Genomic DNA, 14,790 nt, shown 5'->3' on the forward strand with positions numbered 1-14,790 from the left:
TTTTTTTTCACTCAATGCTAAAAGGATCCGCATCCTGCCACGCCGGAAACTTCTCCCGGTACTCCTTCAGCGCCGTCAAGGACAGCTCCGCATCAATACGCGTCGCCTGATGCGGCTCGGCGGTGGCGATGATCTCGCCCTGCGGATTCACCACCCGGCTGTCGCCGCGATAGTGATGCCCGTTGCCGTCCGTCCCCACGCGGTTGCAGCCCACCACGTACGCCTGGTTCTCAATCGCGCGCGCCACGAGCAGCGACTGCCAGTGCAGGGAGCGCGGTGCAGGCCAGTTGGCCACATACAGCGCCAGGTCGTAATCGTTGCGGTTACGCGACCACACCGGGAAGCGCAGGTCGTAGCAGACCAGCGGCAGAATACGCCAGCCGCGCCATTCGAACACCACGCGCGCGTTACCGGCTTCATAGTGATGGTGCTCATCCGCCATACGGAACAGGTGGCGCTTGTCGTAGAAATGCACCTTTCCTTCCGGCTCGACCAGCAGGAAGCGGTTCACCGGGCCGCGCTCCGTTTGCAGCGCGGCGCTACCGGCAATCAGCGCGTTGGTCTGCTGCGCTTTGGCATGCATCCAGGCGACCACCTCCTCCTGCGGCATTGACTGTTTTGCCGCTTCCATGGCGAAGCCGGTGGTGAACATTTCCGGCAGGACAATCACATCACGCCCGGTAATGTCTTCGAGTTGACGATCGAAGTGGCGCAGGTTGGCGGGGCCATCCATCCACACTAAAGGTTGCTGCAAAATAGAAATCTTCAGACCAGGCACGATACAGGCTCCTCAAACGACCACTTTTTGACACTGTAGCACGACATAACGAGAAAATGTGGCAATAAAAAACCCCGCGCGAGGCGGGGTTTAGGTAAGCGAAACGCGTTATGCCGCTTCAGGTTTACGGTGCTTCTCCGGCAGCTTTACCGGCTGCGTCGCCAGCTCGTCCGGTTCGAAATCATCCACGTTAATGCTGCGCAGACGGCTCTCTTCGGCTTTCACCAGCAGAGCGGCCTCATCTTTATTGATAATGCCACCGGCCAGCGCCTGTTTTGCCAGTTCGTCCAGACGGGTAAACGGCAGGTTTTTGCCCAGCTGTTTACAGATCTTCTGGTGAATCGGATCGGCGGCCATCACGTCAAGCAGCGCCTCTTCCAGCAGACCCACCGGGTTATGCGGCGTCGGTGCCAGGTACTGACCGCGGCCGATGCGGGAACGGGTTGCGCTCGGAACCTGCAGGATCTTCGCCACTTTGTGGTCCAGCCTGTCGGACGGTGCCAGATGGTGACGACCGGTCGGGAAGATCACCACGCGCAGGGCACCAGCCACGAAGCGGTTCGGGAAGTTCGCCAGCAGATCGTCAATCGCCTGTTCAGCCTGATACAACGCATCCTGCACGCCCCAGTGCACCAGGGGCAGATCCGCTTCCTGACGGCCTTCGTCGTCGTAACGTTTCAGGACCGCAGAGGCCAGGAAGATCTGGCTCAGCACATCGCCCAGACGGGCAGAGATACGTTCGCGACGCTTCAGGCTGCCGCCCAGTACCGCCATGGAAACGTCGGACAGCAGGGCCAGGTTGGCGCTCAGACGGTTCAGATGCTGATAATAACGTTTAGTTGCATCGCCGGTCGGCGTGGCGCTGGTAAGGCCGCGCGTCAGGCCCAGCCAGAAGCTGCGCACCTTGTTGCTGCCCACGTGACCGATATGCTTGAACAGCAGCTTATCGAAGGCATCCACGTCGTTGTTCTGCGCCGCGGCCATCTCCTCCAGCACGTATGGATGGCAGCGAATTGCGCCCTGACCGAAGATCATCATGCTGCGGGTCAGGATGTTTGCCCCTTCCACGGTGATGGCAATCGGTGCGCCCTGATAGCCGCGCGCCAGGAAGTTGCCTTCGCCGAGCATAATGCCTTTACCGCCCGCGATATCCATCGCGTCAATAATTGACTGCTGCGCGCGGTGGGTACAGTGGTACTTCACAATGGCGGACAGTACGGCTGGTTTTTCGCCCAGCATAATGCCGTAGGTAATCAGCGTGGCGGCAGCGTCCATCACGTAGGCGTTGCCCGCGATACGCGCCAGCGGCTCTTCGATACCTTCCATCTTGCCGATGGAGATTTTGAACTGACGGCGGATGTGGGCGTAGGCACCAATCCCCATCGCCACCGACTTCAGACCGCCGGTTGAGTTCGACGGCAGGGTAATGCCGCGGCCCACCGACAGACATTCCACCAGCATACGCCAGCCCTGACCGGCCATTTTCGGGCCACCGATGATGTAATCAATTGGCACAAAGATATCCTGCCCGCGGGTTGGACCGTTCTGGAACGGCACGTTCAGCGGGAAGTGACGACGACCAATCTCGACGCCCGGGGTGGAGGTTGGGATCAGTGCACAGGTAATGCCCAGATCTTCTTCGCCGCCCAGCAGTCTTTCCGGGTCAGAGAGCTTAAAGGCCAGACCCAGCACGGTGGCGATAGGGGCCAGCGTGATATAACGCTTGTTCCAGGTCAGGCGCATGCCCAGCACCTGCTCGCCCTGCCACTCGCCCATGCAGACCACGCCGGTATCCGGAATCGCGCCCGCATCGGAGCCTGCTTCCGGGCTGGTCAGCGCGAAGCAAGGGATTTCCTGACCGCGAGCCAGACGCGGCAGGTAGTGATCTTTTTGCTCTTCCGTACCGTAATGCTGCAGCAGTTCGCCTGGGCCTAAGGAGTTCGGTACGCCAACGGTAATCGCCAGGATGCCGGAAACGCCTGCCAGCTTTTGCAGCACGCGAGCCTGAGCGTAGGCGGAGAATTCCAGACCGCCGTACTCTTTCTTAATGATCATCGCGAAGAAGCGATGCTCTTTCAGGTACGCCCACAGCTCTGGCGGCAGGTCGGCCATTTCATGGGTGATGGCAAAGTCGTTCGCCATACGGCAGGCTTCTTCTACCGGGCCGTCAATAAACGCCTGCTCTTCCGCGGTCAGACGCGGCTGCGGGTAGTTATGCAGCTTTTTCCAGTCCGGATTGCCCTGGAACAGGTCGCCTTCCCACCAGGTGGTGCCCGCATCAATCGCTTCTTTTTCAGTACGCGACATGGGCGGCATCACCTTGCGGAAGCCTTTGAACACCGGTGCAGAAATCATTGATTTACGCATCGGGGCAAAGTTAAACGGCAGAAGGATGATGGCAAGAGGGACTAAAAGCCAGATAGTCCAGAGACCTGCGACGCCAAGCGCAGCCGTCCAGGCCAGAATAATCAGGCTGCTCAGGAATAAACTTACGCGGTGATAGAACAACACACCGAGCAGAACAACGGTTGCGAGAATGCTCAAAATCATCATAAAGAAAAGCTCCCTTGCTTGTAGGAGGTCTGACCACTTGTGATGATATGGTTGTAGTTGATGTTATTTCCTTTAGCAATGTGTTTACAAAATAATTACAACCTGGTTCACATTGTTCGCGTTTTACCCGGCACGAAAAAGCAAAACGCCGGACGTTTCGCATGGCTTTAGCTTCTCGCTTTTCCCGCTATCCGGTACACTCCACTGTGTTATTTCATCAATACTGAAGGATTATCCTCATGTACCAGGATCTTATTCGTAACGAACTGAACGAAGCGGCGGAAACGCTGGCGAACTTTCTGAAAGATGATGCCAATATTCACGCTATTCAGCGCGCGGCGGTCCTGCTGGCCGACAGCTTCAAAGCGGGTGGCAAAGTGCTCTCCTGCGGTAACGGCGGCTCTCACTGTGACGCGATGCACTTCGCAGAAGAGCTGACCGGACGCTATCGCGAAAACCGTCCTGGCTACCCGGCGATTGCGATTTCCGACGTGAGCCACATCTCCTGCGTAGGCAACGACTTCGGTTACGACCACATCTTCTCTCGCTACGTTGAAGCGGTAGGCCGTGAAGGCGACGTGCTGCTGGGGATTTCTACCTCCGGCAACTCCGGTAATGTGATCAAAGCGATCGCCGCCGCGCGTGAAAAAGGGATGAAAGTCATCACCCTGACGGGCAAAGATGGCGGTAAGATGGACGGTACGGCGGATGTTGAAATTCGCGTTCCGCACTTCGGTTATGCTGACCGCATTCAGGAAATTCACATCAAAGTGATCCACATCCTGATCCAGCTGATCGAAAAAGAGATGGCTAAGTAAGACTTCGCTGGGGGGCGCCGGTGCCCCCCGCTGTTGTGGAGGTGATGTATGTGCGAACTGCTCGGGATGAGCGCCAATGTGCCAACCGATATCTGCTTTAGTTTCACCGGGCTGGTGCAGCGCGGTGGAGGAACCGGGCCGCATAAAGACGGCTGGGGCATCACCTTCTACGAAGGCAAAGGGTGTCGCACGTTCAAAGATCCACAGCCCAGCTTTAACTCACCGATTGCCAAACTGGTGCAGGACTATCCTATCAAGTCCCGCTCGGTGATCGCCCATATTCGCCAGGCTAACCGTGGCGAAGTGGCGCTGGAAAATACCCATCCGTTTACCCGGGAACTGTGGGGCCGAAACTGGACCTACGCGCACAACGGGCAACTCACGGGCTATAAGTCGCTGGAGACGGGCAATTTCCGCCCGGTAGGCGAAACCGACAGCGAAAAAGCCTTCTGCTGGCTGCTGCACAAGCTGACGGAGCGCTATCCCCGCACGCCAGGCAACATGGCTGCCGTGTTTAAATACATCGCAACGCTGGCCACCGAACTACGCGAAAAAGGCGTGTTCAACATGCTGCTCTCAGACGGCCGCTATGTGATGGCGTTCTGCTCGACGAATTTGTTCTGGATCACCCGCCGTGCGCCGTTTGGTGTGGCAACGCTGCTCGATCAGGATGTGGAGATAGACTTTCAGAAGGAGACCACACCGAACGATGTGGTCACTGTTATTGCAACGCAGCCGCTGACGGGCAACGAAACCTGGCAAAAGATTATGCCAGGCGAGTGGGTGCTATTTTGTCTCGGGGACCGTGTAATTTGACGCCAGCTGTGGATGGACAACTTCGTGGCTCAGCGGCTTGCTGACCACGTAACGGCCATCCACAACCGAGACAACAGGCGGCTTGTGAGTCTGCTCGAAGTAGTCATAGCCGGGTTTCAGCTGTTTCCAGAAATCCGCGTAGTACGAATACTTGTGACGCGCCATGTTGGCATCCGTCATGCGGAACGGATAGATGCTGACCTGAACGTTTGGCTGACCAAAGACCAACGCGCCGGTGACAAACTGGAAAATCTCATCAATGCCGGAATCGGTCATCGCGTAGCAGCCGATAGACACGCAGGCACCGTGGATCATCAGGTATTTACCTTCATAACCGTGTGCACGGTCATAGGCATTCGGGAAACCGATATTGATGGCTTTATAGAAACGGCTGTCTGGTTTGAGCTGGCTACGCTGAACGTTGTAAAACCCTTCCGGACTTTTGAAATCGCCCTGACGCTGTTTTGGCCCTAATCCACCGGAGTAGTTACAGATTTTGTAGCTATCAAGCAGCTGATACGTCTCACCCATTTTTACAAACAGATCGAGAGTGCGTTCTTCCTTGAAGATCTGAATATAAACCGGCGATCCCATTAACTGCTGTTTATATTCTTTGCTGATCGGCGTCGTTGAGCTATTACTGCTGAGCAGTCCGGCAAACGACATGCACGGAATCAGAAGCATCGCAATGAACAATGCGATTTTACGCATACTACTAGTTCCTTGATAAAACCATGACCAACTTGCCAGGACGGCAAAAGAGACCCGAAATCAGATTATTCTGTTAGGAGCGCTCACATTAGCACCGCTATAGATTTTCGCAAGAGCCGGGCGGTGAGTTTACAAATTAGTTTTACTTTATAAACCATCAAAATCGCGATGGCTCCAGGAACTTTGCGCATTAGCTCGCAATTTGGCGCGCGCGACGGCGGATTCGCTGCCCGCGAGAAGGGGAAAATGTTACACTTCGCGGCCACTGGATTGTTGTTCATGGAAACCTGCTAACCACATGTTTAAAATCAAAAAAGGACTTGATCTGCCGATTGCAGGCGTGCCCGCGCAGCACGTTTCGACAGGCGCAAGTGTCCGTCATGTCGCCATTGTGGGCGACGACTACCTGGGAATGCGTCCTTCGATGTTGGTACAGGAAGGCGATCGCGTGATCAAAGGCCAGGCGCTCTTTGAGGACAAAAAAAATCCCGGCGTGATGTTTACAGCCCCCGCGAGCGGCACCGTTGTGGCGATCAACCGTGGCGAACGGCGCGTTCTGCAGTCGGTGGTGATCCGCATTGAAGGCGATGAACAGCGTGAATTCGCCCGTTACGATGCCGCAGACCTCGCGTCGCTGAGCCGTGAGGCTGTTCAGGCTCAGCTTCTGGCGTCCGGCTTATGGACCGCGCTTCGCACGCGTCCCTTCAGTAAATCCCCGGTTCCCGGCACGGAACCGGCCGCGATTTTCGTCACGGCAATGGATACCAACCCGCTCAGCGTGGATCCGCAGCCGGTTATCCTGGCACAGCGCAAAGCCTTTGATGCCGGGCTTACCGTTTTAACCCGTCTGACGTCGGGAAAAGTCCACGTTTGCCAGGCCGGTGGCGGCAAGCTTGGCGGTCATCCTCAGGGGCAGGTCACGTTTAATGAGTTTGCTGGCCCGCATCCGGCGGGTCTGGTCGGGACGCACATCCATTTCCTTGAGCCGGTGAGCCTGACGAAACAGGTCTGGCATCTTAATTATCAGGACGTCATCGCCATCGGTACGCTCTTCACCTCAGGAGAGCTGTGCGCGGAACGCATCATCGCCATCGGTGGGCCGCAGGCTGCAAACCCGCGTCTGGTGAAGACGCTGATTGGCGCGGATATCAATGAACTGCTGAACGAAGAAACCAAGGCAGGCGAAAACCGGCTGATTTCCGGTTCGGTCCTCAGTGGCCGCCATGCCGTGCAGGCGCACGCCTATCTGGGACGTTTCCATTTGCAGGTCAGCATTGTGCAGGAAGGCCGCGAGAAAGAGCTGTTCGGCTGGGTGCTGCCCGGTGCGGAAAAATACTCCGTCACCCGTACCACGCTGGGGCACTTCCTGCGTAATAAGCTGTTTAGCTTCTCGACCAGTACGCACGGCGGCGAGCGCGCTATGGTCCCGATTGGCAACTACGAGCGCGTCATGCCGCTGGATATTCTGCCGACCATGCTGTTGCGCGATCTGCTCGCCGGCGATACCGACAGCGCGCAGGCGCTGGGCTGTCTGGAACTGGACGAAGAAGATCTGGCGCTCTGTACCTATGTCTGTCCGGGAAAATACGAATATGGACCGGTATTGCGCGAGGTGTTAACCCGCATTGAGCAGGAAGGATAACCGATGGGCTTAAAACACCTCTTTGAAAAAATTGAGCCGCACTTTACCGAAGGGAAGCTCAAAAAGTACTACCCGCTGTTTGAAGCAACGGCGACCATTTTCTACACGCCGGGGCTGGTGACGAAAGGAGCGGCGCACGTCCGTGACGCCATCGACCTTAAGCGGATGATGATCCTGGTGTGGTTTGCGGTCTTCCCGGCGATGTTCTGGGGGATGTACAACGTCGGTCTGCAGACCATTCCGGCGCTGCACCACATGTACGATGTGCAGCAGCTGGCGCAGGTGCTTCAGTCTGACTGGCACTACCGTCTGGCCCAGTCGTTAGGGGTGAGCTTTGCGCCAGACGCGGGCTGGGTGAGCATGATGACGCTGGGGGCGGTGTTCTTCCTGCCGATTTACATCACGGTCTTTATCGTGGGCGGCTTCTGGGAAGTGCTGTTTGCCATCATCCGTAAACATGAGATCAACGAAGGCTTCTTCGTGACCTCTATTCTGTTTGCCCTGATTGTTCCCCCGACGCTACCGCTCTGGCAGGCAGCGCTGGGCATCAGCTTTGGCGTGGTCATTGCCAAAGAGATCTTCGGCGGCACCGGGCGGAACTTCCTTAACCCGGCGCTGGCGGGGCGTGCGTTCCTCTTCTTTGCCTATCCGGCGCAAATCTCCGGCGACCTGGTCTGGACGGCGGCTGACGGTTTTTCCGGCGCGACGCCGCTTTCACAGTGGGCGGCACACGGCGGCGAAACGCTGGTGAACAACGCGACGGGTCAGCCTGTAACCTGGTTTGATGCCTTTATTGGCAACATTCCGGGTTCCATTGGTGAAGTTTCAACGCTGATGATTTTGATTGGTGGAGCGATCATCCTGTTTGGGCGCGTGGCCTCCTGGCGAATTGTGGCGGGCGTGATGATCGGCATGGTGCTGACCGCCACGATGTTCAACGTTATCGGTTCGACCACCAACCCAATGTTCTCCATGCCCTGGTACTGGCATCTGGTACTGGGTGGCTTCGCGTTTGGCATGATGTTCATGGCAACCGACCCCGTCTCAGCCTCGTTTACGGACAAAGGTAAATGGAGCTATGGCGTGCTCATTGGCGCGATGTGTGTCCTGATCCGCGTGGTCAACCCGGCGTACCCGGAAGGAATGATGCTGGCCATTCTGTTTGCCAACCTGTTTGCGCCACTCTTCGATTACCTGGTGGTGCGGGCCAACATTAAGCGGAGGAAGGCGCGTGGCTGAAGTTAAAAATAACGACAGTATCAGCAAAACGCTGCTGGTGGTGCTGGTGCTCTGTCTGGTCTGTTCGATTGTCGTGGCCGGCTCTGCCGTGGGGTTAAAACCCCTGCAGCAGGCGCAACGTGCGCTGGATAAACAGCGCAACATACTGGCCGTGGCCGGGTTGATGCAGGAAGGGATGAGTGCAGACGACGTCTCGGCGGTATTTGCGGAGCGTATTTCACCGCGTCTGGTGGATTTGAAAACCGGCCAGCTGCTGGATAAAGATCCGGCGAAGTATAACCAGGCGCTGGCGCTGAAAGATCCGCAGATGAGCCTGACGCTCGAGGCATCGCAAGATCCCGCCGGGATTAAGCGCCGCAGCAATCTCGCCGAAATTTATCTGGTGCGTGACCCCCAAAAACGCATTCAGGAAGTGGTGCTTCCTGTCTACGGCAACGGCCTGTGGTCAATGATGTATGCCTTTGTGGCGCTTGATACGGATGGCCGTACCGTAAAAGGCATTACGTATTACGACCAGGGCGAAACGCCGGGGCTGGGTGGCGAAGTAGAAAACCCGAACTGGCGGGCACAGTTTATCGGTAAGAAAGTGCTCGACGATAACGGTCTGCCTGCGCTGAAGGTGATGAAAGGGGCGGCACGTCCCGGTGACGACTACGCCGTCGACGGGCTGTCCGGCGCCACGCTCACCTCCAATGGCGTGCAGCACAGTTTTGATTTCTGGATGGGCGAGCTGGGTTTTGGTCCTTTCCTGAAAAACGTACGTGAAGGAGCGCTGAACAATGGCTGATACCGGTGAACTGAAAGAAGTCAAAAAGGTGCTCATTGGCCCACTGCTGGCCAATAACCCGATCACGCTGCAGGTGCTGGGCGTCTGTTCAGCCCTGGCGGTGACGACCAAGCTGGAAACGGCGGTGGTGATGACGCTGGCGGTCACGCTGGTCACGGCATTTTCGAGCATGTTTATCTCGATGATCCGCCACCACATTCCCAACAGCGTGAGGATCATCGTGCAGATGGCGATCATCGCCTCGCTGGTGATCGTGGTCGATCAGCTGCTGCGCGCCTTCGCCTATGAAACCTCCAAACAGCTCTCGGTATTTGTCGGGCTGATCATCACCAACTGTATTGTGATGGGGCGTGCGGAAGCCTACGCCATGAAAATGCCGCCGCTGGCGAGTTTTATGGACGGTATCGGTAACGGCCTCGGCTACGGTGTGATCCTGCTGACCGTTGGCTTCCTGCGTGAGCTCATTGGCAGCGGTAAGCTGTTTGGCATCACGGTGCTGGACACGGTGCAAAACGGTGGATGGTATCTGCCAAACGGCCTGTTCCTGCTGGCTCCCAGCGCATTTTTCATTATCGGTTTGTTGATCTGGCTGATTCGTACCTTGAGACCAGAACAGCAGGAAAAGGAGTAACCGACGATGGCTCATTACCTGAGTTTGTTTGTGCGCGCGGTGTTTGTTGAAAACATGGCGCTCGCGTTTTTCCTCGGCATGTGTACTTTCCTTGCGGTGTCCAAAAAAGTGTCGACGGCATTTGGGCTGGGTATCGCGGTCACCGTGGTGCTTGGCTTATCTGTACCGATTAACAATCTGGTCTACAACTTTGTGCTGCGGGACGGCGCGCTGGTGGAAGGGGTTGACCTCAGCTTCCTGAACTTCATCACCTTTATTGGCGTGATTGCCGCGCTGGTGCAAATCCTGGAGATGATCCTCGATAAGTACTTCCCGTCGCTGTACAACGCGCTGGGGATCTTCCTGCCGCTGATCGCGGTGAACTGCGCCATCTTCGGCGGCGTCTCGTTTATGGTTCAGCGTGATTACAACTTCAGTGAATCCGTGGTGTACGGTTTCGGCTCCGGCATCGGCTGGATGCTGGCGATTGTCACCATGGCGGGGATCCGCGAAAAAATGAAATATGCCAACGTGCCTGCAGGCCTGCGTGGCTTAGGGATCACCTTTATCACCACCGGGCTGATGGCGCTGGGCTTCATGTCCTTCTCCGGCGTGCAGCTATAAGGGCTTACAGATGGAAATTATTCTTGGCGTGGTGATGTTCACGCTGATTGTACTGGTGCTGTCAGGGCTCATTCTGGCGGCGCGCGCGAAGCTGGTGAATTCCGGCGACGTGGTGATTGATATTAACGACGATCCGCAGAATCAGATCCGCACGCCTGCGGGAGATAAACTGCTCAACACGCTGTCCGGTAACGGAATTTTTGTCTCCTCGGCCTGCGGCGGCGGCGGCTCCTGTGGGCAGTGCCGCGTGACGGTAAAAGAGGGTGGCGGCGATATTCTGCCCACCGAGCTGTCGCATATCACAAAGCGTGAGGCAAAAGAGGGCTGCCGTCTGGCCTGTCAGGTCGCAGTGCGTCAGAACATGAAGATTGAACTGCCGGAAGAGATTTTCGGCGTCAAAAAATGGGAATGTGAGGTTATCTCTAATGATAACAAAGCTACCTTTATCAAAGAGCTGAAGCTGCGGGTGCCGGAAGGGGAAGATGTCCCGTTCCGCGCCGGAGGATACATTCAGATTGAGTGCCCTGAGCATACCGTGGCGTATGCGGACTTTGACGTTCCGCAGGCGTACCGCGCCGACTGGGACAAATTCAATCTCTTCCGCTTTGTATCAGAGGTGAAAGAGCCGACGCTGCGCGCCTACTCGATGGCCAACTACCCGGAAGAGAAGGGCATTATCATGCTCAACGTGCGTATCGCCACGCCGCCACCGAATGTGCCGGATGCGCCGCCGGGCGTGATGTCATCATACATCTGGTCCCTGAAGCCGGGCGATAAGGTGACCATCTCCGGCCCGTTCGGGGAGTTCTTCGCGAAAGATACCGACGCGGAAATGGTCTTTATCGGCGGCGGTGCCGGCATGGCCCCGATGCGCTCGCACATCTTTGACCAGCTCAAGCGGCTCGGCAGCAAGCGTAAAATCAGCTTCTGGTACGGGGCGCGTTCGCTGCGTGAGATGTTCTACGATGATGAGTTTGAACAGCTGGCGCGTGAAAACCCGAACTTTACCTTCCACGTGGCGCTCTCCGATCCGCAGCCGGAAGATAACTGGACGGGCTATACGGGGTTCATCCACAACGTGCTGTATGAAAACTACCTTAAACAGCACCCGGCTCCCGAGGACTGCGAGTTCTATATGTGTGGTCCGCCGATGATGAACGCCGCCGTGATTAAGATGCTGAAAGATCTCGGCGTCGAAGATGAGAACATCATGCTCGATGACTTTGGAGGCTGATGATGCTGACGTTTCTGGCAACCTTTGTGGTTTTTGTACTTGTCATCTTTGGCATGTCGCTAGGCTGGATCGTTAAGCGGAAAAGCATTCAGGGCAGCTGCGGCGGTATTTCCTCCATTGGCATGGAGAAGGTCTGCGACTGCCCGGAACCGTGCGACGCCCGCAAAAAACGCATGGCGCGCGAGCAGCAGCGCATTATTTAAGTTTTTGTAGGCCGGGTAAGGCAAAGCCGCCACCCGGCATTCTTACATCTGCTTCTCAATCCTCATTTGTTTACTGTATACTTATCCAGTTATGAGTGAGGGCTTACTATGCGCAAAATAATCCATGTTGATATGGACTGCTTTTTTGCCGCAGTGGAGATGCGAGACAACCCGGCGCTGCGGGATATTCCCATCGCTATTGGCGGCAGCCGCGTTCAGCGTGGCGTTATCAGCACCGCCAACTATCCTGCGCGCAAATTTGGCGTGCGTAGCGCCATGCCGACGGCGATGGCCTTAAAGCTTTGCCCTCATCTCACGCTTCTGCCCGGGCGGTTCGACGCCTATAAAGAGGCTTCCCTTCATATTCGGGAAATCTTCTCCCGCTATACCTCTTTGATAGAGCCGCTGTCGCTGGACGAAGCCTATCTCGATGTGACCGACAGCGTGCATTGCCACGGCTCCGCCACGCTGATGGCGCAGGAGATCCGCCAGACGATTTTCAACGAGCTGAACCTGACGGCATCTGCGGGGGTCGCGCCCGTTAAATTCCTTGCCAAAATCGCTTCGGATTTAAATAAGCCCAACGGCCAGTACGTCATTACGCCGGAAGAGGTGCCTGCATTTTTAAAAACGCTGCCGCTCGGCAAAATCCCCGGCGTCGGGAAAGTCTCCGCCGCAAAGCTGGAAAGCATGGGATTACGCACCTGCGAAGACGTGCAGCGAAGCGACCTCGCCATGCTGCTCAAGCGCTTCGGGAAGTTTGGCCGCGTGCTGTGGGAGCGCAGCCAGGGGATTGACGATCGCGATGTGAACAGCGAACGGCTGCGGAAATCCGTCGGCGTCGAGCGAACCCTCATTGAAGATATTCATGACTGGTCCGAATGCGAAACCATTATCACGGAACAGCTTTATCCTGAGCTGGAACGACGCTTAAGCAAGGTAAAACCGGACCTGCTGATTGCCCGTCAGGGCATCAAGCTCAAATTCAACGATTTTCAGCAGACTACGCAGGAACACGTCTGGCCGCGTCTTAATAAAGACGATCTTATCGCGACGGCAAAAAAGGCATGGGAAGAGCGCAGGGGCGGGCGAGGGGTGAGGCTGGTGGGATTGCACGTCACGCTGCTGGATCCGCAGTTAGAGCGACAGCTGGTATTAGGATTGTAAAAAAGCCCGGTGCGCTACGCTTACCGGGCCTGGGTTTTTCACCCTATCCCTGTGGGAGAGGGTTGGGATGAGGGTATTACTTAACTGGGATCGCCTTAAGCAGTTCAGTCAGCAGCGTCCAGTAATGGCCAACGCTTTCGATATGAACCTGCTCATCCGGCGAGTGCGGACCGGTAATGGTTGGCCCGATAGATACCATGTCCATATTCGGATACGGTTTCTTGAACAGACCACATTCCAGACCCGCGTGGATCACCTGAATGTTCGGCGTGCTGTTGAACAGACGCTGATAGGTTTCACGCACCAGTGCCATCACCGGAGAGCTTGCATCCGGCTGCCAGCCCGGGTAGCTGCCTTTTGCAGACGTTTTCGCGCCCGCCAGCGTGCCCAGAGATTCCAGCATGCTCACCACATACTCTTTACCGCTGTCGATAAGGGAGCGGATCAGGCAGATGATCTCCGCGCTGTCGTCGCTCATGGTCACCACGCCCACGTTCAGTGAGGTTTCCACTACGCCTTTCGCCACGTCAGAGTTGCGGATGACGCCGTTTGGCGTCGCGTTCAGCAGCTGAACGAAGGTGTCACGAGACTGCACGGTCAGCGCGGCTTTATCCGTGGAGACGGATTCCAGCACCACGGTCAGGTTCTTCTCTTTCGCCGACAGTTCGTTTTTCAGGATATCCAGGTACACGGTGGAGAGTTTTTTCAGCTCGTCGGCTTTTGCCGCTGGAACCGCTACGGTGGCGAAGGCTTCGCGCGGGATCGCGTTGCGCAGGGTGCCGCCGTTGAAGTCTACCAGACGCAGATCCAGCTCGGCCGCATGGCCTGCCAGGAAGCGTGCCAGCAGCTTGTTGGCGTTACCCAGACCCAGATGAATATCACCGCCGGAGTGGCCGCCTTTCAGCCCTTTCAGCGTCAGCTTGAAGGTCTGGAAACCGGCAGGAATCGCTTCGCGCGACAGCGGCAGGGTAGAGATGAAATCAATCCCGCCCGCGCAGCCCATGTAGATCTCGCCTTCTTCTTCGGAGTCGGTGTTGATCAGGATATCCGCCTGTAGCCAGTTCGCCTGCAGACCGAACGCCCCGTCCATGCCCGCTTCTTCGGTCATGGTCAGCAGCACTTCCAGTGGACCGTGCTCAACGCTGTCGTCAGCCAGCACGGCCAGCGCAGAGGCCATACCGATGCCGTTATCCGCACCCAGGGTGGTGCCGCGCGCTTTCACCCAGTCGCCGTCGATGTACGGCTGAATCGGGTCTTTGGTGAAGTCGTGAACGGTGTCGTTGTTCTTCTGTGGCACCATGTCCAGGTGCGCCTGCAGCACAACCGGTTTACGGTTTTCCATGCCTGCGGTGGCGGGTTTGCGGATCAGAATGTTGCCAACCTGGTCACGTTCCGCATGCAGACCTTTTTCCTTCGCCCAGCCCATAATATGTTCGGCGAGCTGTTCTTCATGGTAGGAAGGGTGTGGAATGGAGCAGATTTTGGCAAAAATATCCCACAGCGGCTGCGGAGATAGTTGAGACAGTTCAGACACGATAAGTCTCCTTGTCGAGGCGCTGCAAACAGGGTTGCAGGTCACAGGGTTAGCAGGTTAATAGTTACCACAAG

Annotated in this window: 14 protein-coding genes; 10 read left to right on the forward strand and 4 right to left on the reverse strand. The window is 56.6% G+C overall.

From position 1 onward, the window contains the following. Positions 1-7: 7 nt before the first annotated feature. On the reverse strand, positions 8-778 hold the full coding sequence (locus AA74_RS0113620) for an amidohydrolase (RefSeq protein WP_025912585.1): 771 nt from the start codon (positions 776-778) through the stop codon (positions 8-10). Positions 779-886: 108 nt separating this feature from the next. Then, entirely contained in the window at positions 887-3,331 is a 2,445-nt protein-coding gene (gene fadE / locus AA74_RS0113625) for an acyl-CoA dehydrogenase FadE (protein WP_025912586.1), read from the reverse strand. 239 nt (positions 3,332-3,570) lie between these two features. Between fadE and lpcA the strand changes: the two genes are divergently transcribed. Then, positions 3,571-4,149 carry a D-sedoheptulose 7-phosphate isomerase gene (lpcA, locus tag AA74_RS0113630; RefSeq protein WP_021242877.1) on the forward strand — a complete coding sequence of 193 codons (579 nt, stop codon included), beginning with the start codon at positions 3,571-3,573 and terminating at the stop codon, positions 4,147-4,149. Between the two features lie 48 nt (positions 4,150-4,197). Further along, positions 4,198-4,965 carry a class II glutamine amidotransferase gene (locus AA74_RS0113635; protein WP_008500262.1) on the forward strand — a complete coding sequence of 256 codons (768 nt, stop codon included), beginning with the start codon at positions 4,198-4,200 and terminating at the stop codon, positions 4,963-4,965. Here the strand turns inward: AA74_RS0113635 and dpaA are convergent. Continuing rightward, positions 4,936-5,676, reverse strand: coding sequence for a peptidoglycan meso-diaminopimelic acid protein amidase (gene dpaA / locus AA74_RS0113640; RefSeq protein WP_008500261.1), 741 nt, complete (start codon positions 5,674-5,676; stop codon positions 4,936-4,938). The two genes, AA74_RS0113635 and dpaA, sit on opposite strands and share 30 nt — an antisense overlap. Before the next feature lie 298 nt (positions 5,677-5,974). Here dpaA and AA74_RS0113645 point away from each other — a divergent pair, with 298 nt between their 5' ends. The 8 genes from AA74_RS0113645 to dinB all read left to right on the forward strand — a co-directional run bounded on the left by AA74_RS0113645 (position 5,975) and on the right by dinB (position 13,182). Next, positions 5,975-7,318: a Na(+)-translocating NADH-quinone reductase subunit A gene (locus AA74_RS0113645; RefSeq protein WP_023326742.1), complete on the forward strand. Its 1,344-nt coding sequence runs from the start codon at positions 5,975-5,977 to the stop codon at positions 7,316-7,318. 3 nt (positions 7,319-7,321) lie between these two features. After that, entirely contained in the window at positions 7,322-8,557 is a 1,236-nt protein-coding gene (locus AA74_RS0113650) for an NADH:ubiquinone reductase (Na(+)-transporting) subunit B (protein ID WP_025912587.1), read from the forward strand. Continuing rightward, on the forward strand, positions 8,550-9,344 hold the full coding sequence (locus AA74_RS0113655) for a Na(+)-translocating NADH-quinone reductase subunit C (RefSeq protein ID WP_025912588.1): 795 nt from the start codon (positions 8,550-8,552) through the stop codon (positions 9,342-9,344). Before AA74_RS0113650 ends, AA74_RS0113655 begins: the two co-directional genes overlap by 8 nt. Next, positions 9,337-9,975 (forward strand): NADH:ubiquinone reductase (Na(+)-transporting) subunit D, encoded by a 639-nt coding sequence (locus tag AA74_RS0113660; RefSeq protein WP_008500256.1) that lies wholly within the window; start codon positions 9,337-9,339, stop codon positions 9,973-9,975. Before AA74_RS0113655 ends, AA74_RS0113660 begins: the two co-directional genes overlap by 8 nt. Before the next feature lie 6 nt (positions 9,976-9,981). Further along, positions 9,982-10,578, forward strand: coding sequence for an NADH:ubiquinone reductase (Na(+)-transporting) subunit E (nqrE, locus tag AA74_RS0113665; protein WP_008500255.1), 597 nt, complete (start codon positions 9,982-9,984; stop codon positions 10,576-10,578). A gap of 10 nt (positions 10,579-10,588) precedes the next feature. Continuing rightward, positions 10,589-11,812: an NADH:ubiquinone reductase (Na(+)-transporting) subunit F gene (gene nqrF, locus AA74_RS0113670; protein ID WP_008500254.1), complete on the forward strand. Its 1,224-nt coding sequence runs from the start codon at positions 10,589-10,591 to the stop codon at positions 11,810-11,812. Then, the gene (gene nqrM / locus AA74_RS0113675; RefSeq protein ID WP_023615899.1) at positions 11,812-12,015 is read left to right on the forward strand and encodes a (Na+)-NQR maturation NqrM; all 204 of its coding nucleotides are present in this window, start codon (positions 11,812-11,814) and stop codon (positions 12,013-12,015) included. Before nqrF ends, nqrM begins: the two co-directional genes overlap by 1 nt. A 108-nt stretch (positions 12,016-12,123) precedes the next feature. Next, on the forward strand, positions 12,124-13,182 hold the full coding sequence (gene dinB, locus AA74_RS0113680; protein WP_008500252.1) for a DNA polymerase IV: 1,059 nt from the start codon (positions 12,124-12,126) through the stop codon (positions 13,180-13,182). Positions 13,183-13,258: 76 nt separating this feature from the next. Here the strand turns inward: dinB and pepD are convergent, their stop codons facing one another. Next, positions 13,259-14,716 (reverse strand): cytosol nonspecific dipeptidase, encoded by a 1,458-nt coding sequence (gene pepD / locus AA74_RS0113685; protein WP_008500251.1) that lies wholly within the window; start codon positions 14,714-14,716, stop codon positions 13,259-13,261. Positions 14,717-14,790 lie beyond the last annotated feature (74 nt).

The sequence above is a fragment of the Enterobacter sp. 5-4 genome, from assembly GCF_000612205.1.
Classification (GTDB): Bacteria; Pseudomonadota; Gammaproteobacteria; order Enterobacterales; family Enterobacteriaceae; genus Enterobacter; species Enterobacter roggenkampii.

What these genes read in the sequence shown, in the direction of transcription:
- AA74_RS0113645 (WP_023326742.1), top strand. Translation starts at nt 5,975, where the DNA reads ATGTTTAAAATCAAAAAAGGACTTGATCTGCCGATTGCAGGCGTGCCC.
- nqrE (WP_008500255.1), top strand. Translation starts at nt 9,982, where the DNA reads ATGGCTCATTACCTGAGTTTGTTTGTGCGCGCGGTGTTTGTTGAAAAC.
- AA74_RS0113650 (WP_025912587.1), top strand. Translation starts at nt 7,322, where the DNA reads ATGGGCTTAAAACACCTCTTTGAAAAAATTGAGCCGCACTTTACCGAA.
- nqrF (WP_008500254.1), top strand. Translation starts at nt 10,589, where the DNA reads ATGGAAATTATTCTTGGCGTGGTGATGTTCACGCTGATTGTACTGGTG.
- AA74_RS0113635 (WP_008500262.1), top strand. Translation starts at nt 4,198, where the DNA reads ATGTGCGAACTGCTCGGGATGAGCGCCAATGTGCCAACCGATATCTGC.
- dinB (WP_008500252.1), top strand. Translation starts at nt 12,124, where the DNA reads ATGCGCAAAATAATCCATGTTGATATGGACTGCTTTTTTGCCGCAGTG.
- lpcA (WP_021242877.1), top strand. Translation starts at nt 3,571, where the DNA reads ATGTACCAGGATCTTATTCGTAACGAACTGAACGAAGCGGCGGAAACG.
- nqrM (WP_023615899.1), top strand. Translation starts at nt 11,812, where the DNA reads ATGATGCTGACGTTTCTGGCAACCTTTGTGGTTTTTGTACTTGTCATC.
- fadE (WP_025912586.1), bottom strand. Translation starts at nt 3,331, where the DNA reads ATGATGATTTTGAGCATTCTCGCAACCGTTGTTCTGCTCGGTGTGTTG.
- dpaA (WP_008500261.1), bottom strand. Translation starts at nt 5,676, where the DNA reads ATGCGTAAAATCGCATTGTTCATTGCGATGCTTCTGATTCCGTGCATG.
- AA74_RS0113660 (WP_008500256.1), top strand. Translation starts at nt 9,337, where the DNA reads ATGGCTGATACCGGTGAACTGAAAGAAGTCAAAAAGGTGCTCATTGGC.